This window comes from Saccharothrix syringae (genome assembly GCF_009498035.1).
Lineage (GTDB): Bacteria > Actinomycetota > Actinomycetes > Mycobacteriales > Pseudonocardiaceae > Actinosynnema > Actinosynnema syringae.
Genome location: NZ_CP034550.1, coordinates 8,076,910 through 8,097,442, shown reverse-complemented (window position 1 = coordinate 8,097,442; position 20,533 = coordinate 8,076,910). Strand labels below are relative to the sequence as shown.

The following is a 20,533-nucleotide window of genomic DNA, read 5'->3' as shown; positions in this document are numbered from 1 at the left end:
CATGACCAGCGTGCTCGAACGGCCGGCGCCCGCCGCCACCCCGCCCCGCGGGCGGCGCAAGCGGGCGGTGCGGCTGCCCGGACCGTGGACCTACGCGGCGCTGATCGCGGTGCTCGCCGGGTCGGCGTTCCCGGTGTACTGGTCCCTCGTGGTGTCCTCGCAGACACCGGACAAGGTCGACAGCGTGCCGCCGGTGCTGGTGCCCGGCGGCCACCTGTTCGACAACCTGGCGCGGGTGTTCGACGAGTCGGACTTCGCCCTGGCCATGTGGAACTCGGTGGTGGTGTCGGGGACGATCACGGTGTCGGTGGTGTTCTTCTCCACCCTCGCCGGGTTCGCCTTCGCCAAGCTGCGCTTCCGCGGCCGGTCCGCGCTCATGCTCCTGGTCGTGGCCACCCAGGCCGTGCCGACGGAGCTGGGCGTCATCCCGCTCTACATGATGATGAGCGACTTCGGCTGGGCGGGCGAGATCCACGCGGTCATCGTGCCCGGCCTGGTCACCGCGTTCGGCGTGTTCTTCATGCGCCAGTACTTCGAGCGGGCCGTGCCCGACGAGCTGCTGGAGGCCGGGCGCGTGGACGGGTGCAGCTCGATCCGGCTGTACTGGCACGTCGTGCTGCCCGCGGCGCGCCCGGCCGCCGCCGTGCTGGGCCTGTTCACGTTCATGCAGGCGTGGAACGACTTCTTCTGGCCCCTGGTGGTGCTGACCCCGGAGAACCCGACCGTGCAGACCGCGCTGTCGACCCTGGCCAGCGGCTACACCACCGACTACACCCTCGTGCTCACCGCGGCGACGATCGGCACCCTGCCGGTGCTCGCGGTGTTCATCCTGTTCGGCCGCCAGATCGTCGGCGGGATCATGCAGGGGGCGTTGAAGGGGTGAGCGCCCCGCCCGGCTCCGACCCCGGCCCGCGGGCCGGGGTCGGAGCCGGGTCCGCGCCCGGTCCCCGTCCCCCCGCGGGTGACCGCCCGCCTCCCCGTGCCCGGCGCACCGCCGGTCCGCTGCCGTCCGAACGCCCGTCACATCCGCAATAGGAGTTTTCAGATGACCGACTTCCCCGAAGGGTTCCGCTGGGGCGTCGCCACGTCGTCGTACCAGATCGAGGGCGCCGTCGACGCCGACGGGAGAGGACCGTCCATCTGGGACGCGTTCGGCGCGGTGCCCGGCGCGGTCGCGGGCGGCGACACCGGCGCGGTGGCGTGCGACCACTACCACCGGATGCCCGAGGACGTCGCGCTGCTCGGCGAGCTGGGCGTGGACGCCTACCGGTTCTCGGTGGCCTGGCCGCGGGTGCTGCCCACCGGCGAGGGCCGGGTGGAGCAGCGCGGCCTGGACTTCTACCGCAGGCTGTGCGAGGAGCTGCTGGGGCGCGGCATCGAGCCGTTCCTCACCCTGTACCACTGGGACCTGCCGCAGGCCCTGGAGGAGCGCGGCGGGTGGCGGGTGCGCGACACCGCGCTGCGGTTCGTCGACTACGCCCTGGTGGTGCAGGAGGCGCTGGGCGACCTGGTGTCGAAGTGGACCACGTTCAACGAGCCGTACGTGTCCTCGATCGTCGGCTACGGCGAGGGCAGGCACGCGCCCGGCGCGCGCGAGGGCCACGGCTCGCTGGCCGCCGCGCACCACCTGCTGGTGGCGCACGGCCTGGCCGTGCGGGAGATGCGGTCCCGGCGGCCGGACCACCAGTTCGGCATCGTGCTCAACCAGTCGCCGTCGGTGCCGGTGACCTCGTCGCCCGCGGACGTGGCGGCGGCCCGCAGGCACGACCTGCTGCTGCGGCGCCAGTTCACCGACCCGCTGTTCGCCACCCGCTACCCGGAGGACTACGCGGAGACCTTCGCCGGGGTCACCGACGCCTCGTTCCGGCTGGAGGGCGACCTGGGGGTGATCTCGCAGCCGCTGGACTACGTGGGCATCAACTACTACTACCGCCAGCACGTGGCCGACGCGCCGCACCGCGACCCGGACCCGGCGACCCGCACGTCGATCGACATCGGCATCGACACCAGCCGCCTGCCCGACGTGCCGCGCACGGCGATGGGGTGGCCGGTCGAGCCGGAGGGGCTGACCGAGACGCTGGTGGGGCTCAAGGAGCGCTACCCGGACCTGCCGCCGGTGTACGTGACCGAGAACGGGTGCGTCTACCCCGACCGGCCCGGGTTCGACGACCACGAGCGGGTCGAGTTCGTGAGCCGGCACCTGGCGGCGGCGCGGGACGCGATGGAGGCCGGGGTCGACCTGCGGGGGTACTTCGTGTGGTCGTTCCTGGACAACTTCGAGTGGGCGCACGGGTACAAGCCCCGGTTCGGGCTGGTGCACGTGGACTACGAGACGCTGGTCCGCACGCCGCGGGCGAGCTTCCACTGGTACCGGGACCTGGTCGCCGGGCAGCGCACCCGTTCGGGGCGCGTCGCGCGGTGACCCCGCGGGCCGTCGTCGCGCGGGAGGCGCGTCCCGCGCGGCGACGGCGTCCGGCTCGTCGCGATCGGTGGACCGGGGGCGGTGGCGGTCGTAGCGTGGGTGCGAGCCGTCGGAGCCGCGACGGACGGGCACGGGAGGCCGGCGATGCGCGAAGGCGGGTACCACCACGATTCCGGTGGCGATGTCGAGTCGGGCGGTGACGTCGAGTCGGGTGGCGATGTCGAGTCGGGCGGTGACGTCGAGTCCGGTGGCGATGTCGAGCAGACCGACCGAGCCGACCAGCCCGAGCAGACCGACCAGGAGCGGCGCGACGGCTGAGGTCGCGCCACCGCCCTACCGCCCCGCCTCCGGCCCGCGCGCCCTGGCGATCCGGCTGGCCGCGCTGGCCCGGGCCGGGGTGCCGGTGGCGTGCGGCGTCTACACCGGCCTGCGCGACCCGGTGCCCACCTCCACCGCCCACGCCCTGGTCACCCACGCCGTCGCCCGCCACCTCGCGGCCGACGACTCCGCATCCCTGCCGCGCTTCACCACCAACCCCTCCGCGCTCCAGCGGGTGTTCGACGCGGCCGCGGCCGGGCGGCCGGACGCGATGGGCGGCGACCCGGCCGCCTTCCCCGCCGACCTCGCCGCCGACCTGTGGTGGCGGGTCCTGGACCGCCTGGCCGACCCCGACGACCGGGCCACGGCCGCCGACCTGCTGCTGCGCCTGGGCTACCAGGGCCGCGCCGCGCGGGTGCTGGGCATGACCTCCACCGACCCGCGCACCCACGTGTTCCACCCGCGCCTGGCGGCCAAGGAGCTGTCGGTGCTGTTCTGGCACCCGCACGTGCCCGCGGAGCTGGAGGCGGCGGCGCTGCGGGGCGCGCGGGACGAGCGGCTGCCGCTGGAGGCGCGGCGGGCGCTGGCGCTGTTCGTCGTGGTCCGCAACGGCCGCCGGGGCGCGGACACGGCCGCGCTGCACGAGGCCGCCGCCGTGGTGACCGACCGGCTGCCCGACGACGGCCTGGTCCGGCAGACCGCCCGCCGGGCCGCGGCGTTCGTGCCGTTCCTGCGGGGCGACCTGGCGGGCACCTTCCGGCTGCTGGACCTGGCGGCGGCCGACCAGGACTCGGTGCGGCCGGTCACCGCGCTGGAGCGGCTGGCGTGGGTCGACCACGCGTTCCCGCTGCACGAGACCACCGCCAAGACGCACCTGCGGGCCGGTGCGCCGGACCGCGCGGTGGCCGCCACCGACGAGCTGGTGGCGCTGTGCCCGAACGACCACCGCACGTGGGCGGTGCGGGCGGACGCGCTGGTCGCGGCGGGGCGGCTGGAGGAGGCGGTCGGGGCGTGCGACCGGGCGGTGGCCCTGGGCGGGCTGCCGGTGGCCCGCGCGGCGTTCCTGCGCGGGTGGGTGCTGGAGCGGCTGGGCCGGCGCGCGGAGGCGGTCGAGTCCTACCGGCTGTCGCTGCGGGTGGACCCGACCGCGCCGGTGGTGGCCGGGCGGCTCACGGCGACGGCCACGGGTTCGCGGTGCAGGACCGGCCGTCCGGGGTGACGGCCACGCCCTGGTCGGTGCCGGAGGTGATGGCGGCCAGCTCGTCGTTGTCGGTGCTCAGCGTCTGCTGCATCATCACCGGCGCGGGCGCGCCGTCCACCGGGCACACCTCGTGGCCGTGGCCGAGGAAGTGCCCGACCTCGTGGTTGACCGCGTAGGCGCGGTAGCCGCGCAGGTCCCGGCCGAACGCGTGCGCGCCGCGCAGCCACCGGGCCGCGCTGAGGTAGACGCTGGACCCGACCCGGCAGGAGGTGTCGTAGGGCAGCTCGAACCCGCACAGCGCCCGCGCGGTCTGCTGCGAGGTGAGCCGGATGCGCAGCTCGGGCGCGCCGTCGCGGTCGACCCGGCGGAACGCGTGCCCGCTCGCCCGCCACCCGCGCGGGTGGGCCAGGGCGTGGTCGACGACCGCGGCGAACGCGGCGTCGCCGCGCGGCGGCACCACCCCGTCCTCGACCTCCACCGAGTAGGGCGTCCCGGTCGTGCCGAACCCGCCGGGCACCACCCGCCAGGTGCCCGCGCCGCGCCGGGGCACCGGTGGGCCCGGCGGCAGGTCGGCGTCGCGCCGGAGGCGGTCGGCCGGTGGCGCGCCGGGCGGCGTGCCCGGCGTCCTCGACACCGACGTGCCCGACGTGCCGGGCGCCGCGGAGGAGGGGTGCTCCACGATCGCGGGGCGCCCCTCCTGGCGCAGCTCCAGCGCCACCACCGCGGTCGCGGCCAGGCACACCCCGGCGAGGTAGGGCACGAACGGCGTCAGCCTCACGCGGGCTCCAGCCCGGCCGAGCCGTAGTCGCACGCCGCGTTCCACAGCAGGAACGAGGGCACGCCCACGTCCCGCGAGGCCGCGACCTGCGCCTGGACCTCGCCGGGTCCGTAGTGGTGGCCCAGCGAGAACGCCTGGAGCCACGGGATGACCGTCGCGCCGGTGCCCTCGGTGAGGCGCACGAAGTCCGCGACGGAGGCTTTGACGATGTCGTAGGGCTGCGCGTCGGGGTTGCCCACGCCGTACTCGCCGGGGCCCCAGTGCGACGGGTAGACCATCGGCGCGACGTAGTCGACGTGCTTGGCCAGCACGGGGATGTCCTGGGCGATGTCGGTGCCGCTGTGCGCGGCGATGCCGAACACCGAGGCGCCCAGGTAGGTGCCCAGCGGCCGCAGCACGGCCCGGTTGTCGCGCAGGAAGTCCGCTATGGACTGCTCGGGGGTGCCGGTCAGGCCGGGGAACGACATCTGCCCGATCGGGCCGTCGGGGCGGCGCACGTAGTCGTAGAGGACGTCGTCGAAGCCCAGCTCCGCGGCCTCCTCGGCGATCGCGGTGTTGTAGTCGCGGACCTCCTGGTTGGCGAAGTTGGTGAAGGCGTACTCGCCGTAGTGCGCCGACCAGGGCGCGCCGGAGGTGTTCTGGGCGAGGCGGTCGCGCGCGCCGGACTCCCAGGACGCCTTGCCCAGCACCGGGTCGCGGAAGGCCACCAGCCTGCCGACCACGCGCAGGCCCAGGCCGTGCAGCTCTTCGAGCACGGCGCGCGGGTCGTAGTAGTTCCGGGTGGCGCCGATCTGGCGGGCCAGCGGCACCTGCGAGTCGTAGCCGATCTCGCCGCTCTCGTCCTTGATGTCGAGCTGGACGGTGTCGATGCGGCCCTCGCGCGCCAGCGCCAGGACCGGGTCGCGCAGCTCCGGCGTGGCCCAGGCGGTCGCGCTCATGTGCACCGCCCGCATGCCCGGGTGGGTGACCCGCACCGGCACGTCCTGCTGCTGCGTGTTGCCCGCGGCGTCGTTGGCCGCGACCCGCACCCGGTCGGGCACGGCGTCGAGGGACACCTCGAACCGGCCGTCCCGCACCGGGACCCGCTGGTCGCCGACGGTGACGTTGTCCGCGCCCTCGGCGGCGCCGGTGACCTTGAGCGGGCCGCGCGGCGAGTCGGCCTCGACCGCGTCGACGCTCAGCGACGGGGGCGTGCCGTCGACGGAGAACGCGCGCTCCACCGAGGCGTCCGGCAGCCACGGCATCGGGTTGGCCGCGCGCACCGACAGGGTGTGCGCCCCCTCGGCCGGGCGCAGCCCGGCCAGCGTGATCCGCCCGCCCTCGCGCCGCGCCTCGACCGGCTGCCCGTCCAACTGCACGCTGACACGGTGCAGCTCGTCGGGGTCCGCGGTGGTGATGGACACGCGCTCTACACCCGAAGGAGTGATCACGGACCCGTCATCCAGGTCGGTGACCGCCAGGCCGACACCGCGGGTGTGCACGATCGTGACGACCACCCCCGCCACCAGCAGCAGCACCACGACACCGACCACCGGTATCAGGACGCGCTTCATCTTCCGGGGTGAATCGGGCATCTGGGCGGCTCCGATCTGGGCGCGGCACGGACAACCAGCGACTAACCCCTCCCGGGGCGGTCAAACCAGAGGTCATCCGATGGTGTGCACCGGGGCGTCCGGGCGCCCGGACCGCGCCACGATCGAGGGGTGAACAGCGCACCAACCCCGTCCCGTCCCGCCGCCCTGGTGCTCGCGCTCGTCGCGGCCGCCTGCGCGGCCTGCTCCTCCGGGCGCGCCCCGGTGGACCAGGTCGCCGCACCGGTCAGCTCCGCGCGGCCCGCCGCCGCGTCCTCGGTCGAGCCGCCCGACCCGGCCGAGGTCGGCGCGAACGAGCTGGGCCTGGTGCCGGTGCTGATGTACCACCGGCTGGTCGAGCGGCCCGTGTCCGTCTACGACCGGACCCCGGCCGCGTTCCGGGCCGAGCTGGAGCGGCTGGCCGCCGAGAACTACGTGCCGGTGACGGCCACCGAGTACGCCACCGGCCGGATGGACGTGCCGGCGGGCAGGCACCCGGTGGTGCTGACCTTCGACGACGGCGACCCCACCCAGTTCGCGCTCGGCCCCGACGGCGTGCCCGCGCCGGGCACCGCGGTGGCGATCCTGCTGGAGGTCGCCGCCCGCCACCCCGGCTTCCGCCCGGTGGCGAGCCTGTACGTCAACGCCGCGCCGTTCGGCTCGGCCGACGGCTCGGTGGTGCTGCCGTGGCTGCGCGAGCACGGCTTCGAGGTCGGCAACCACACCCTCGACCACACCAACCTGGCCGCCGCTGGCGACGCGGGCGTGCAGGAGGCCATCGCCCGGGGGCAGCGCGAGATCCAGCGGGCGCTGCCGGACCAGCCGGTGACCAGCCTGGCGCTGCCCTTCGGCGCGGTGCCGGCCAACGCGGAGCTGGCGCGCCGGGGCGCGGCCGACGGCATCGCCTACGAGCACGCGTGCGTGCTGCTGGTCGGCGCGGGCCCGGCGCCCTCGCCCTACTCCGCCGACTTCGACCCGCTGGCCGTGCCCCGCATCCGGTCCCAGGACGCGACCGGCCAGGAGGCCGCCTTCGGCTCGTCGGCGTGGCTGGACAAGCTGGCCGCCGACCCGGCCGGCCGCTACACCTCCGACGGGGTGCCGGAGCGGATCTCCCACCCGGCGGCGCGGGGCGGGGTGGCCGCGCCGGCGTTCGCCGACCGCGTCACGGCCTACTGAGCCGGACCCAGGGAGGCGGGAAGGCACATGTCGGCCGAAGTGGTCGGTTGTTTTCGCGCAGTTCGCCCGTTCCGCGGGCGGAAAGCCCCCGCGGGCGGGACGGGCGATGTGGTGAAGCCGGTGTGAGCGCCCGGGGAGGTCGCCGGGAAAACGCCGCGCCGCGCGCGGTCCCCGGCCGCGGGGGTGCCCAGCCGGCGCCTCACATGCACGGCGGCGGGCTGTCCGCGGTCGGCCGGAACAGCACCACCGCGCCCGGCAGCACCGGGGCGTCCGCGTCGGCGGTGAACCTCAGCCGGTCCGGCCCGACCAGTTCCGCGGTGCCCGGCAGGTAGTTGACCGAGCCCCGCGCCAACGGCTCGCCGGGCGGGTCGACGACCGGCTGCTCGACCTCCCACGCCCGGCCGCCGAAGAGCGCGTGGCGCACCCCGCAGTGGGCGTACAGGTCGAACGGGTAGGCCACGCCCACCTCGGCCCGCCCGGGCCCGGTCCGCGGCTCGCCCGGCCGCCCGACCTCGGCCTCCGGCCCGGTCCCGGTCGTCGGCGCGGGGGTGACCACCAGAGTGCGCACCGCCCCCTCGCCGGACCCGCCCGCGTCCTGCCCACCGCCGCACGCCGACACCGCGACCAGTGCCGACGCGCACACCAACGACAACCGCCAACCCACCGCCATCGCCCCCTGCCCGGTATGTGGTCACCAGGGGGACGGGACGCCCACCGCCACGGGTTGCACCGATCCGGCTGTCCGCGGCGCGACCCCGCCGCACCGCGGCGGCCCTGCGCCAGAATGGGCCGGGTGACGCGGACGCACAGCTACGCCGATGCGGTCAGGCTGCTGGGGAAGTCGGAGAGCCGCGTCGTCGCGGCGCTGGACCGGATCGTCGGCGGCGCCCTGCTCTCCGGGGTGGCGATGGGCCTGTCGGACCTGATGGGCTGGTTCGACGCCAAGGTCGACTTCGTGCGCCTGAGCCACGAACTGCTCGTCAAGGCGGGGGAGCGGCGCTCCGGGCTGAGCCGGTACGACTCGACCGAGCGGGCGGAGGCCGCGCACGCGGTCGTGGTGGTCGTCGCGTTCTTCGACGCGGTCGAGGCGCTGAGCCTGCCGGTCACCTGGCGCGAGGTGGACCTGGACCGGGTGCGGCAGCTCGGCGTCGTCGGGCTGACCGGCCTGTTCGCCGGCGAGCTGCCGCTGCCGTCGGCGTCCCGGCCGTACGAGGGCGTCCTGCGGGACCTGCGGTCGCGCTACCGCGGCGCGGGTGCGGAGTTCGCCGAGCTGGTGCGCGCCTCGGCGGTGTGGGACCGGCTGGACGAGACCCGGCGGTCCCGGGTCGAGGAGGCGCTGGGGTCCGTCGGCGAGGCGGCCGTGCGCCGGTACGAGGAACTGCTCCGCGAGCTGGCCGGCGCCTACCCGGAACTGCGGTTCTGGTTGCAGGTGCGGGACGGGGCGGCGACCAGGACGGCGCTGGCCGGGCTGGAGCGGTCGCTGGCCGGCCTGCTCGTCGGCCGGTCGCCGGACGCGCGCCGGGCGGAGCTGGCGCGCAAGTACCGGGCGCTGCTGGACCGGCCGCTCATCGAGCAGGGGGTGGGGCTGCCCGGGCTGCGCGTGCCGACGGTGGGCCGCGCCTACGTCGACCCCGACTTCCAGGTGGTGCCGCACGAACCCGGCCACCAGCCGTCGGTGCTGTCGTGGTGGGCGGACCAGCCGGTGCGGGACGACCTGTACCACTACCTGACCGGCTACCTCGGCTCGTCGCAGGCGGTGCGCACGCCCCTGCTGGTGCTCGCCGACCCCGGCGCGGGCAAGTCGGTGTTCACCAAGGTGCTGGCCGCCCGGCTGCCGCCGAGCGACTTCCTCGCCGTCCGGGTGGAGCTGCGCGGCACCCCCACCGACGCCGACCTGGTCGACCAGGTCCAGCACGGGTTGCGCGCGGCGCTCAAGGAGGACGTCGGGTGGGCCGAGTTCGCCAGGTCCGCGGGCGACGCCCTGCCGGTGGTGCTGCTGGACGGCTTCGACGAACTGCTCCAGGCCACCGGGGTGGGCCAGACCCGCTACCTGGTCAAGGTCGGGCAGTTCCAGCGCGACCGGGCCGAGGCCGGCCGGCCCGTCGCCGTCGTCGTGACGAGCAGGATGAGCGTGTGCGGCGGCGTGCACATCCCCGAGGGGGGCGACGTGCTCCGCCTGGTGCCGTTCACGGAGCCGCAGGTCCGGGCGTGGCTCGACGGCTGGAACACCGCGAACGACGACTACTTCCGGCAGGCCGGGCGCGCCCCGCTCACCCCGGAGGTGGTGCTGCGCTACCCCGACCTCGCGACCCAGCCGCTGCTGCTGCTGATGCTCGCCCTCTACGACGCGGCCGGGAACGCGCTGCAACGCGCGGAGGGCCGGATCGACGAGGCCGACCTGTACGAGCGGCTGCTGACCGTGTTCGCGCGGCGCGAGGTGACCAAGGACGACGAGGACCGCACCGAGGCGGACCTGGCCGAGGACGTCGAGACCGAGCTGGAACGCCTCGCGGTGGTGGCGTTCGCGATGTTCAACCGCGGCGCGCAGTGGGTGGGCGAGGCCGACCTGGGCGACGACCTGGCGGGCCTGCTCGGGGCGGAGCGGGTCGACCGGAGGTCGGGCACGCGCTCGCCGCTGACCCCCGGCGAGGCGGTCCTCGGCCGGTTCTTCTTCGTGCAGCGGTCCCAGGCGGTGCGCGGCGAGCACACGTTGCGCACCTACGAGTTCCTGCACGCGACGTTCGGCGAGTACCTGGTGGCCCGGTTCACCTGGCGGGTGCTCACCGACCTGCACGCGGTGGACGGCACCCGGCCCCGCCGCCTGGCCGGCGCACCGCTGGACGACGAGGAGCTGTTCTCGCTGCTGTCGTTCGCGCCGCTGAGCGCACGGCGGCCGGTGCTGCTGTTCCTGCGGGACTTCGCCGGTGCCGCCGAGGACGTCGACGCGCTCGCCGCGCTGGTGCGCAGGCTGTTCGTGGTGTCCCTGCGCGGCGCGCCCCGGCCGGAGACCGCCTACCGGCCGGTCTACCGCGCCGCGTCCGCCCGGCAGGCCGTTTACAGCCTGAACCTGGTGCTGCTGGGCGCGGTGCTGGCGGGACGGGTGCACTCGGGCGCGTTCGGCATCCCGGACTGGTCGCGGCTCGCGGCGTTCTGGAAGTCCCAGCTGTCCGCGGGGGAGTGGCTGGCGGTCCGGCAGTCGTTCGGCGTGCGGTGGCTGGGGGACGGCCAGGTCGAGCTGCGGTTCGGCGCCGACCAGGACGTTCCCCCGGTCGACCTGCGCAAGGTGGACCCGCCGCCCGACCTGACGGGCATCGCGGCCGACGCGCACCTCACCGCCGACCCGGTGCTCAACCACCTGCGCTACGCGGTGGAGCCGGTGCTGGCCGCCGGTACGCCCCTGTCGTTCGCGCGGATGATGGTCGACCTCGGGTTCGCGCCCGTGGCGGACCGCCCCGCCCGCGACGGGTGGTACCTGGCGGCGGCCGACTTCGCCCCGGACGTGGTGCTCGACCAGGTCGCCGGCGATCCGCTGGTGCCCGCGGGGGTGCTGCGCGCGCTCGCGGACACCGCCCTGGGCGTCCGGGCGGCGTTCTGGGCGCAGCTCTACGACCGCCTCGGCAAGGGCGGGCCCGACGGGGAACTGCTCGCCGTCGTCGGCGAGTGCTGGGAGGACCTGACAGGGGTGATGCTCGACGCGCGGGCGAGCGTGCTGGACGCGTGGCTGCGGTTGCACGAGGCCGGGTACCGGCTCCTCGACGACCACGACTACCCGGACCTCGCCGGGTTGGTGGACCGCCTGGACCTCGACGCCCTGCGCGTCGAGCGGCCGGACCTCCTGGCGCGGCTGGAGCGGTTACCGTCGACCGGGGAGGTCCTGGTCCCCGTCGCCCTGGACGGGCCGGTCGCGGCGCCCCAACCGGTCCCGCGCCCGGGGACGCCGCGCCTGGAGAGCCGGCGAGAGCAACTGAGTCAGCTCGACGAGCTGCTCGCGCGCGGCAAGCTCTCGGCCGACGCGTACCGCGCCCGTCGTGATCGGCTCCTCCGCCGAGGGCAGTGGGATCTACCGGGGCTCGATCCGCGATCCCCGGCGGAGGACTGACCGGGCGGCGCGCGGCTACGCCGTGGTCGCCCGCGCCTGGTTGCGCAGCGCCACCGCGGCCCGCTCCAACGTCCCCAGCACCCCCGGCGGCAGCTCGTGGTGCCGCCCGACCACCTCCTGCGCCATCACCTGCATCGGCGCCGACTCCTCGGCCTCGACCACCGCCAGCACCTTGAACGCCGACCCCGGCGCGAACACCACCCGCTCCTGCACCGCCGTGCCGAACGGGTCCACCACCGACACCCGCCGCCCGGTCACCGACCACAGCAGGAACTCCACCCGCCCGTCGACCGGCACCACCGGCCCGGCCACCGTGTTCAGCAGCCCGTGCTCGACCAGCACGTCACCGGTCCGGTACCGGTGCGCCTCGCCCCAGCACACCGTCACGCCCTGGTGCACCGGCAGCCGCCGCAGGCCCGACACCACCGCCGCCGCGTACGGCCACAACCGGCCCAGCTTGCCCAGCCGCAGCGCCTCGACCAGGACCTCCTCGTCCTGCTGGAGGCACGCCGACACCGCCGCCAGGTCCGTCACCACCGCCTCGAACGCCTCCGGGTCCTCCGGCCGCGACACGATGTGCCGGCACGCCACCGCCGCGTGCTCCCCGTACCGCTCGCCCAGCATCCGGCGCAGCGCGTCCCGCTCCTGCTCGGTGCTGACGTGCTCCGGCGGCACCACCTCGTCGCCCACCCGCTCGCCCCACACCGGCGCCGGCGGCACGGCCAGCGGCCCGTCCACGCTCAGCGGCACCGGCGCGTCCTCCACGACCTCCTCCACGTCCTCCGCGACGGCGGCCGGCGGCTGCTCCTCCTCGGCCACGGGCGGCCGCGGCGGCGGCGTCGGGTCGCAGAACACCACCTTCAGCAACCGGCGCACCTCCGGCTCCAGCCGCTCCACCAGCGACGCGCCGGCCACCGCCACCGCGCCCGCCGTCGTGCGCCCGGGCGTGCCCACGGTCAGCCGCGCCCACTCCGGGTCCACCGGCAGCGCCCGCACCTCCGCGCTGATGTCCTCCGCGTCGCGCACCCACAACCCGGACGGCACCACCTCCAGGTACACCCCGCCACCGAGGTCGAACACCCCCGGACCACGCTCCACCAGCCCCGGCACCGGCACCCGGTACCCCGACACCACCGGCGCGCCGCCCGGCGAGTGCCGCACCTCCGTCACGTACGGCCGCCACGTCTGCTGACCCCGCGGGTTCACCGCCACCACGGCCGCGCCGCTGCGCAGCGACCCCACCGGCAGGCCCGTGTAGAGCGAGATCGGCTCGCCGAGCTGGTCGGCCACCGCCTGCGCCTGGTGCTCGCCGCCGTACCACACCAGCCGCACCCGCGACCGCGCCGCCGACGGCAGCCCGCCCAGCAGCCGGCACACCTCCTCCACCGGGATCGGCGGCTGACCCGGCCCGCCGACCACCACGGTCAGCACGTTGTCCCGGCACGGCAGCCCCACCACCGCCCGCACCTCGGGCACCTGCGGGTCGAACGGCGCCCGCTGCGCCCGCAGCCACAACCCCGCCGGGATCGGCTCCGAGATCCCCACCTCACCGGTCGGCCACGGCGCGTTCGGGTCCACCGCCTCCCACTGCGGCACCGGGAACCGCCGCCCCATCGGCACCGGCGAGGACCCCGGCAGGAACCGCAGCCAGCACCCGTACCCGCCGCTGCCCACCACGAACGACGCACCCGGCACCGAGGTCACCGCGCCGTCCGGCGCCACCACCTCCGCCTGGAGCTGCTCGGCCAGCCACTGCGCCGGCGCCGTCGGCCGCATCGACCCCGAGTACGACGTCATCAACCGCACCGGGCCCCGGCCCTGCAGCGCCGCGGCCACCGCCGGCCAGAACCCCGCCTCGTCACCGTGCGGCGGGTCCACCACGACCACCGTCCGCCCCCGGTCCACCGGCAGGCCCCGGGCCACCGCCACCGCCTGCTGACCCGCCCCGCCGGGCGGGCCCACCACCAGCGTCGCCCCGGCGAACGACGCCGAGAACCGCTCGGCCGCCGGTGGCGGCGGCGGGGGTGGCGGCGGCACGGGCTCGTGCTCGACCAGGGGCTCCACCGGCGGAGCGGCCTCCTTCGGCGCGGCACGTCGGAACATCAAGACGCCCTCCAGGCACGACTGCGCGGGACCGCCCGCACTCTACGCGGACCCGGGCCGACGGGCCGCAGCGCGCCTTCCGCCCGTGCTCACAGCCCGTCCACAGTGGATCAACGCAGGTCCGAGGGCTCGGGACGTGTGCCGCACCACTCCGGTTCCACGTCGCCTGGCACGCGGAATTGTCGGACCCAGTGGTTACCCTCCACTACCGTGAACCGCTCGACGCACGTGACGACCTGGGGAGAACGACCCGGTGACCGCTGAGATCCTGTACGGTGCCGACGACCTGACCCACCTCGAAGGTCTGGAAGCGGTTCGCAAGCGCCCCGGCATGTACATCGGGTCCACCGACAGCAGGGGCGTCAACCACCTCTTCACCGAGATCGTCGACAACTCCACCGACGAGGGCGTCGCGGGCCACGCCACCAGGATCGTCGTCACCCTGCACGCCGACGGCAGCGTCCAGGTCGACGACGACGGCCGCGGCATCCCCACCGGCACCCACGCCAAGTCCGGCCTCTCCGGCGTCGAACTGGTCCTGACCAGGCTCCACGCCGGCGGCAAGTTCGGCGGCTCCGGCTACAAGACTTCCGGCGGCCTGCACGGCGTCGGCGCCTCCGCCGTCAACGCCCTGTCCCACCGCTTCGACGTGGTCGTCCGCCGCGAGGGCAAGACCCACGAGATGTCCTTCGCCCACGGCGTGCCCGGCGTCTTCGACGGCCCCGGGCCCGACGCGGACTTCACCCGCCAGTCCGGCCTGCGCATCACCGGCCGCACCCGCAAGACCGGCACCTCCATCCGCTACTGGCACGACGCCCGCTACTTCGAGAACGGCGCCGCCCTCGACGTCGAGGGCGTCCGCGCCAAGCTCCGCAACACCGCCTTCCTCGTGCCCGGCGTCACCTACGTCCTGCGCGACATCACCGGCGGCTCCCCCGCCGAGGAGACCTTCCACTACCCCGGCGGCCTGACCGACATGGTCGACTTCCTCGCGCCCGCCAACGACAAGCCCGTCTCCGGCACCCTGCTGATCAACGGCACCGGCGTCTACCACGAGAACGCCGCCGACGAGAACGGCGTCATGCGCTCCAAGGTCGAGCGCCACGCCGAGGTCGAGATCGCCCTGCGCTGGGGCACCGGCTACGAGCGCACCGTCGAGTGCTTCACCAACACCATCCGCAACGTCCACGGCGGCACCCACCGCCGCGGCTTCGAGCGGGCCGTGCTCAAGGCCGTGCAGGAGGCCATCGGCCGCACCAGGGGCCTGCTCAAGCCCAAGGAGGACCCGCCCACCCTTGACGACGTGCTCGAGGGCATGACCGCCGTCGTCCACGTGCGCATCCCCGAACCCCAGTTCACCTCCCAGACCAAGGACGAGCTGTCCACCGCCGGCATCACCAAGGTCGCCCAGGGCATCGTCGAGAAGCACGTCAGGGCCTGGACCGAGGACCGCCGCACCAAGGGCGAGGCCAAGATCGTCCTGCAGAAGGTCGTCGACGCCGCCCGCGTCCGGCTGACCCAGAAGCAGCAGAAGGACGCGGCCCGCCGCAAGACGGCGCTGGAGGGCGCCGCCATGCCGCCCAAGCTGGTCGACTGCCGCACCACCGGTGTCTCGCGCAGCGAGCTGTTCCTGGTGGAGGGCGACAGCGCCCTCGGCTCGGCGCGCATGGCCCGCGTCTCCGAGTACCAGGCCCTGCTCCCGCTGCGCGGCAAGATCCTCAACGTGCAGAAGGCCAGCCTCGCCGACACCCTGCGCAACGCCGAGATCGCCTCCATCGTCCAGGTCCTCGGCGCGGGCACCGGCCGCACGTTCGACCTCGGCGCCATGCGCTACGGCCGGGTCATCCTGATGGCCGACGCCGACGTCGACGGCTCCCACATCCGCACCCTGCTGATCACCCTGTTCGCCAAGTACATGCGCCCGGTGATCGAGGACGGCCGCCTCTACGCCGCCATGCCGCCGCTGCACAAGGTGATGACCAAGGGCCGTAACGCGGAGACCCACTTCACCTTCACCCAGCGCGAGATGGAGCAGCGGGTCGCCCAGCTGGAGAAGGCGGGCAAGACGGTGGTCAAGCCCGTGCCCCGGTTCAAGGGCCTCGGCGAGATGGACGCCGACGAGCTGTGGGAGACCACGATGAACCCGGCCACCCGCTCGGTGCGCCGCATCACGCTGCACGACGCGGAGGCCGCGGAGGCCGCGTTGGAGCTGCTGATGGGTGAGAAGGTCGAGCCGCGCCGGGCGTGGCTCGTCGAGTCGGCCGCCCGGGTCGACCAGTCCGCGATCGACGTCTGAACACGAGGGAACGCCCAGCCATGGCACGCCGCAAGACCCCCGCGACCCGGGTCGACCCGTCCGCCTTCGACCGCGCGGGCGCCCAGGTCTTCGACAACTCGCTGACCACCGAGATCGAGGACTCCTACCTGGAGTACGCGTACTCGGTCATCCACTCCCGCGCGCTGCCCGACGCCCGCGACGGGCTGAAGCCGGTGCACCGGCGGATCCTGTTCTCGATGAGCGAGCAGGGGCACCGGCCGACCAGCCCCTACGTGAAGTCGTCGCGCGTGGTGGGCGACTGCATGGGCAAGTACCACCCCCACGGCGACACCGCTATTTACGACGCCATGGTGCGGTTGGCGCAGGACTTCTCGCTGAACACGCCGCTCATCGACGGGCACGGAAATTTTGGCAGCCCGGACGATGGCCCGGCCGCTTCTCGCTACTGCGTCGTCGGTGACACCCGAATTCGCCTGGCGGACGGTTCCAGCCCGCGCATCGCCGATGTGGTGAACCTGCCCGCGGACTCCGAGGCGGACGCCGACTTCGAAGTCCTGGACAAGGACGGCAAGGCCGTTCAGGTCGACAAGGTGTTCAACTCCGGTGTGCACCCGACGATCCGGATGACCACGAAGTCCGGGTTCTCGATCCGGGGCAGTGAGAACCACTTGGTGCTCTGCCTGGAAGCGCCGATGGGCGTGCCGCTGTTCCAGTGGCGGCGGTTGGACGAGCTCAAGCCGGGCGCGGTGGTCGCCGTCGCCCGGAACGCCTGGTCGCAGGTGGTGCCCACGGCGCAGGAGTACGTGTTGGGCGTGCTCGCCGGCGCCTGGGTGTCGGAGGGCTTCGCGAGCGAGCACCGCGCCGGGTTCAACAACACGGACGAACATTTCTTCTCGGAGGTCCTGCACGCCTACGACCAGGTCGTCGGTGGGAAGCGGTACGTGTCCGAGCGGCACACCCGACGTGATCGCAAGCTGATCCGGGAAATCGACGTCCAGGAGTACGCGGGCGGAATGGACGCGTTCCGGGCCAGCCCACTGGCCGAGTTCATCGGGCACCAGGCGCGGGACAAGTTCATCCCGGAATTCGTCTGGAACGGCGGTTGGGGTGTCAAGCGGGCATTCCTCATGGCCGCTTTCGAAGGCGACGGCGGCTGTCGGGTGGCGGACAACGGCTTCACCGTCCAGTACTCGACGTACAGCCCCCGACTGGCGGCCGAAATGCAGGAGTTGATGGCCGAGTTCGGGGTCATCGCCGTGCACCGCCACTACACCAGGCCGAACGGCTCGGTGGAGCACCGCCTGGTGGTGTCGGGGCTGCGGAACGCCCGCGCGTTCGCGGAGCGCATCGGCTTCCTGAGGACCAAGCAGGCGAAGCTCCAGGACCTGCTCCGGCACTCCCCGCTGTCGGCCCACCGGCTGAGCGCGGACCACGTGCCCTTCGTGGCGGACTACGTGCGCGGCGCGCTGGACTTCGACCGGCGCGGCAGCGGGCGGAAGTGGCTGACGCAGCACAACTTCGATCGCGTCGAGCGCTGGGAGACCGAGCGGCTGCGGATCATCGACCGGGTCAAGGACACCGAGGTCCTCGCCACGATCCTGCCGATCATGGACTCCGGCTACCGGTTCGAGCAGGTCACCGCCGTGGCGGCCGCCGAGCCCGCCGAGGTGTACTCGGTCCGCGTGCGCTCGGAGGACCACTCGTTCCTGGCGGGCGGGTTCGTCAACCACAACACCGAGGCCCGCATGTCGCCCGCCGCGATGTTGCTGGTCGGGGAGCTGGACGAGGAGACGGTCGACTTCCGGCCCAACTACGACGGTTCGCTGCAGGAACCGTCGGTGCTGCCGGCTGCCTTCCCGAACCTGCTGGTCAACGGCACGTCCGGGATCGCGGTCGGGATGGCGACCAACATGATCCCGCACAACCTGGGCGAGGTCGTGGCGGCCGCGCGGTACCTGGTGTCGCACCCGGACGCCTCGCTGGACAAGCTGATGGAGTTCGTGCCGGGGCCGGACCTGCCCACGGGCGGCGTGCTGCTCGGCCTGGACGAGGTGCGCAAGGCGTACGAGACCGGGCGCGGCGTGGTGCGGATGCGGGCCAGGGTGACCACCGGGCCGCTGGAGGGCAGCCGGGGGCGGCAGGCGATCACGGTCACCGAGCTGCCGTACGGGGTGGGGCCGGAGAAGATCATCGAGAAGATCACCGACGAGGTGACCAAGTCGAAGCGGCTCTCCGGCATCGCCGACGTCAAGGACCTGACCGACCGGGAGAACGGCACCCGGGTGGTCATCGAGTGCAAGGTCGGGGTGAACCCGCAGGCGCTGCTGGCGGACCTGTACCGGCTCACGCCGATGGAGCAGTCGTTCGGCATCAACAACCTGGTGCTGGTGGACGGGCAGCCGCGGACGCTGGGGCTCAAGGCGCTGCTGGAGGTGTTCCTCCAGCACCGGTTCGACGTGGTGACGCGCCGGACCCGGTACCGGCGGCGGCGGCGCGAGGAGCGGTTGCACCTGGTCGAGGGCCTGCTGAAGGCGCTGCTGGACATCGACAAGGTGATCAGGCTGATCCGGGGCAGCGAGAACGCGGCCGCGGCCAAGGAGGGCCTGGTGAAGCGGTTCAAGCTCTCCGAGGTGCAGGCGGCCTACATCCTGGACACGCCGCTGCGCAGGCTGACCCGCTACGACTCGCTGGAGCTGGAGGCGGAGCAGGAGCGGCTGCGCGGCGAGATCGCGGAGCTGAGCAAGATCCTGGACGACGAGCGGGTGCTGCGCCGGGTGGTGTCCTCCGAGCTGGGCAAGGTCGCCAAGGACCTGGGCCAGGAGCGGCGGACGGTGCTGCTCGACGGTGACCTGAAGGAGGTGCTGGCGGCGTCGCGGCCGGCCGGTCCGCTGGAGGTCGCGGACGACCCGTGCCAGGTGGTGCTGTCGGCGACCGGGCTGGTGGCGCGCACGGCGGCGGAGTCGGAGGAGGCGTCGGAGGCGCGTCGGCGCAACGGCCGGGTCAAGCACGACGCGGTGGCGGCGGTGGTGCACACGACCGCGCGCGGGCAGGTGCTGCTGGTGACCAACCGGGGCCGCGCGTTCAAGACGGACGTGCTGCCGCTGCCGGTGCTGCCGGAGCAGAGCGGCACGGTGTCGCTGAGCGGCGGCATGTCGGCCGGTGAGCTGGTGGACCTCCAGGCGGGGGAGCGGGTCGTGGGCATCGCGCCGCTGAACGCCGGGGAGTCGCCGGGGCTGGCCCTGGGCACGCGGCTGGGGACGGTGAAGGTGTGCGCGCCGGAGTGGCCGGTGCGGTCCGACGAGTTCGAGGTGATCACCCTCAAGGAGGGTGACGAGGTGGTCGGCGCGACCTGGCTGCGCGGTGCCGAGGAGGCGCTGGTGTTCCTGTCGTCGGACGCGTCGCTGCTGCGCTACCCGGCCTCGCTGGTGCGGCCGCAGGGCCTCAGGGGCGGTGGCATGGCCGGGATCAACCTGGCGTCGGGTGCGCGGGTGGTGTTCTTCGGGGCGGTGCGCACGGACGACGACGAGCACGGTGAGCCGATGGTGGTCACCTCGACCGGGCAGAGCGTGAAGGTGACGCCGTTCTCGGCGTACCCGGCGAAGGGGCGGGCGACCGGTGGTGTGCGGGCGCAGCGGTTCCTGAAGGGCGAGAACGCGCTGGTCCTGGCCTGGGTCGGCCCGCGCCCGGTGGGTGCGGCGGAGAACGGGGCGCCGGTGGAGCTGCCGGAGGTGGACGAGCGCCGGGACGGGTCGGGGCACGCCCACCCGGGGCCGGACGTGGTGGGTCACCTGGTCGAGCGCAACTGAGCCGGGGGCGACCGGGCCCCGCCGCCGGCGGGGACCCCGGTCGCCGACTCGGGTTCGAGGTGTGGACGACCGCCTCCCGGGGCACAGTGGGCAGGTGATCAGCGAGAGCGAAGTGCAGGTGCCCGCCCGGTTCACCGGCGCACCGGACACCGCGCACGGCGGGTACACGTGCGGCCTGCTGGCCACGGCCGCACCGCCCACCGGCGGCACCGCGGTCGTCTCGCTGGTGCTGCCCGCCCCGCTGGAGCAGCCGATGCGCCTGGAGACCAGCCCCGACCAGGCGGTCCTCGTGTTCGGCGAGGAGCTGATCGCCACCATGGTCGTCAGCCCCGAGCCCATCCCGGCCGTCCCCCCGGTCACCGCCCTCGACGCCGACCGGGCCGCCGAGAACTTCCTCGGCCGCGACGACCACCCGTTCCCCACCTGCTTCGTGTGCGGCCCGGACAGCGTCGACGGCCTCTTGCTGACCCCGGGCCCCCTCGAACCGGGCCTGGTGGCGTGCCCCTGGGTGCCGCTGGACACCGCGCCCGAGATCACCTGGGCCGTGCTCGACTGCGCGGCGAGCTGGGCCACCGACGAACCGATGGCCCTGACCAGGATGGCCGCCGACCCGCGAACGCCCCCGCGGCCGGGTGAGCGGTGCGTCGTGGTGGCCCGGCAGGTCCAGCGCGTCGGCCCGCAGGCGACGACCCTGGCCGCCCTCTACGCCGAGGACGGCGCCCTGCTGGCCACGGCGACCGCCCAGTGGACCGCGCTGGACGTCTGACCCCGCTGACGTTCG

At 74.3% G+C, this 20,533-nt stretch carries 13 protein-coding genes; 9 read left to right on the top strand and 4 right to left on the bottom strand.

What is annotated here, in order from left to right; genetic code table 11:
• Nucleotide 1 precedes the first annotated feature (1 nt).
• From EKG83_RS33585 to EKG83_RS33575, 4 genes are all read left to right on the top strand, one after another.
• A complete protein-coding gene (locus tag EKG83_RS33585; protein WP_033432921.1) occupies nucleotides 2–883 on the top strand; it encodes a carbohydrate ABC transporter permease in 882 nt (293 codons plus the stop codon).
• 162 nt (nucleotides 884–1,045) lie between these two features.
• Nucleotides 1,046–2,422 carry a GH1 family beta-glucosidase gene (locus EKG83_RS33580; protein ID WP_033432920.1) on the top strand — a complete coding sequence of 459 codons (1,377 nt, stop codon included), beginning with the start codon at nucleotides 1,046–1,048 and terminating at the stop codon, nucleotides 2,420–2,422.
• A gap of 144 nt (nucleotides 2,423–2,566) precedes the next feature.
• Nucleotides 2,567–2,740 carry a hypothetical protein gene (locus EKG83_RS47210; protein ID WP_170191887.1) on the top strand — a complete coding sequence of 58 codons (174 nt, stop codon included), beginning with the start codon at nucleotides 2,567–2,569 and terminating at the stop codon, nucleotides 2,738–2,740.
• On the top strand, nucleotides 2,676–3,959 hold the full coding sequence (locus tag EKG83_RS33575) for a tetratricopeptide repeat protein (RefSeq protein ID WP_153278627.1): 1,284 nt from the start codon (nucleotides 2,676–2,678) through the stop codon (nucleotides 3,957–3,959). Before EKG83_RS47210 ends, EKG83_RS33575 begins: the two co-directional genes overlap by 65 nt.
• Here the strand turns inward: EKG83_RS33575 and EKG83_RS33570 are convergent.
• Nucleotides 3,910–4,719 carry a DUF3152 domain-containing protein gene (locus EKG83_RS33570; RefSeq protein ID WP_033432917.1) on the bottom strand — a complete coding sequence of 270 codons (810 nt, stop codon included), beginning with the start codon at nucleotides 4,717–4,719 and terminating at the stop codon, nucleotides 3,910–3,912. The two genes, EKG83_RS33575 and EKG83_RS33570, sit on opposite strands and share 50 nt — an antisense overlap.
• Complete coding sequence (locus EKG83_RS33565; RefSeq protein ID WP_228122315.1) at nucleotides 4,716–6,272, bottom strand: putative glycoside hydrolase; 1,557 nt, start codon at nucleotides 6,270–6,272, stop codon at nucleotides 4,716–4,718. Before EKG83_RS33565 ends, EKG83_RS33570 begins: the two co-directional genes overlap by 4 nt.
• A gap of 150 nt (nucleotides 6,273–6,422) precedes the next feature.
• Between EKG83_RS33565 and EKG83_RS33560 the strand changes: the two genes are divergently transcribed.
• Nucleotides 6,423–7,466, top strand: coding sequence for a polysaccharide deacetylase family protein (locus EKG83_RS33560; protein WP_051766349.1), 1,044 nt, complete (start codon nucleotides 6,423–6,425; stop codon nucleotides 7,464–7,466).
• 199 nt (nucleotides 7,467–7,665) lie between these two features.
• Here EKG83_RS33560 and EKG83_RS33555 read toward each other — a convergent pair whose 3' ends face one another.
• Complete coding sequence (locus EKG83_RS33555) at nucleotides 7,666–8,136, bottom strand: hypothetical protein (RefSeq protein WP_033432915.1); 471 nt, start codon at nucleotides 8,134–8,136, stop codon at nucleotides 7,666–7,668.
• A gap of 123 nt (nucleotides 8,137–8,259) precedes the next feature.
• Here EKG83_RS33555 and EKG83_RS33550 point away from each other — a divergent pair, with 123 nt between their 5' ends.
• Nucleotides 8,260–11,565, top strand: coding sequence for an NACHT domain-containing protein (locus EKG83_RS33550; protein ID WP_153278626.1), 3,306 nt, complete (start codon nucleotides 8,260–8,262; stop codon nucleotides 11,563–11,565).
• 15 nt (nucleotides 11,566–11,580) lie between these two features.
• Here EKG83_RS33550 and EKG83_RS33545 read toward each other — a convergent pair whose 3' ends face one another.
• Nucleotides 11,581–13,668: a hypothetical protein gene (locus EKG83_RS33545; RefSeq protein WP_033433013.1), complete on the bottom strand. Its 2,088-nt coding sequence runs from the start codon at nucleotides 13,666–13,668 to the stop codon at nucleotides 11,581–11,583.
• A gap of 253 nt (nucleotides 13,669–13,921) precedes the next feature.
• Between EKG83_RS33545 and EKG83_RS33540 the strand changes: the two genes are divergently transcribed.
• The 3 genes from EKG83_RS33540 to EKG83_RS33530 all read left to right on the top strand — a co-directional run bounded on the left by EKG83_RS33540 (nucleotide 13,922) and on the right by EKG83_RS33530 (nucleotide 20,518).
• Nucleotides 13,922–15,964 (top strand): DNA gyrase/topoisomerase IV subunit B, encoded by a 2,043-nt coding sequence (locus EKG83_RS33540; protein WP_033432914.1) that lies wholly within the window; start codon nucleotides 13,922–13,924, stop codon nucleotides 15,962–15,964.
• Nucleotides 15,965–15,984: 20 nt separating this feature from the next.
• Nucleotides 15,985–19,752, top strand: a complete 3,768-nt coding sequence (locus tag EKG83_RS33535) for a DNA gyrase subunit A (RefSeq protein ID WP_033432913.1) — start codon at nucleotides 15,985–15,987, stop codon at nucleotides 19,750–19,752.
• A 94-nt stretch (nucleotides 19,753–19,846) separates the two neighbouring features.
• Complete coding sequence (locus EKG83_RS33530; protein ID WP_051766347.1) at nucleotides 19,847–20,518, top strand: hypothetical protein; 672 nt, start codon at nucleotides 19,847–19,849, stop codon at nucleotides 20,516–20,518.
• Nucleotides 20,519–20,533 lie beyond the last annotated feature (15 nt).

Bases quoted from the DNA above. Each gene is read 5' to 3' on its own strand.
- EKG83_RS33585 (WP_033432921.1), top strand. From the start codon at position 2: ATGACCAGCGTGCTCGAACGGCCGGCGCCCGCCGCCACCCCGCCCCGC.
- EKG83_RS33580 (WP_033432920.1), top strand. From the start codon at position 1,046: ATGACCGACTTCCCCGAAGGGTTCCGCTGGGGCGTCGCCACGTCGTCG.
- EKG83_RS47210 (WP_170191887.1), top strand. From the start codon at position 2,567: ATGCGCGAAGGCGGGTACCACCACGATTCCGGTGGCGATGTCGAGTCG.
- EKG83_RS33575 (WP_153278627.1), top strand. From the start codon at position 2,676: ATGTCGAGCAGACCGACCGAGCCGACCAGCCCGAGCAGACCGACCAGG.
- EKG83_RS33565 (WP_228122315.1), bottom strand. From the start codon at position 6,272: ATGAAGCGCGTCCTGATACCGGTGGTCGGTGTCGTGGTGCTGCTGCTG.
- EKG83_RS33555 (WP_033432915.1), bottom strand. From the start codon at position 8,136: ATGGCGGTGGGTTGGCGGTTGTCGTTGGTGTGCGCGTCGGCACTGGTC.
- EKG83_RS33545 (WP_033433013.1), bottom strand. From the start codon at position 13,668: ATGTTCCGACGTGCCGCGCCGAAGGAGGCCGCTCCGCCGGTGGAGCCC.
- EKG83_RS33535 (WP_033432913.1), top strand. From the start codon at position 15,985: ATGGCACGCCGCAAGACCCCCGCGACCCGGGTCGACCCGTCCGCCTTC.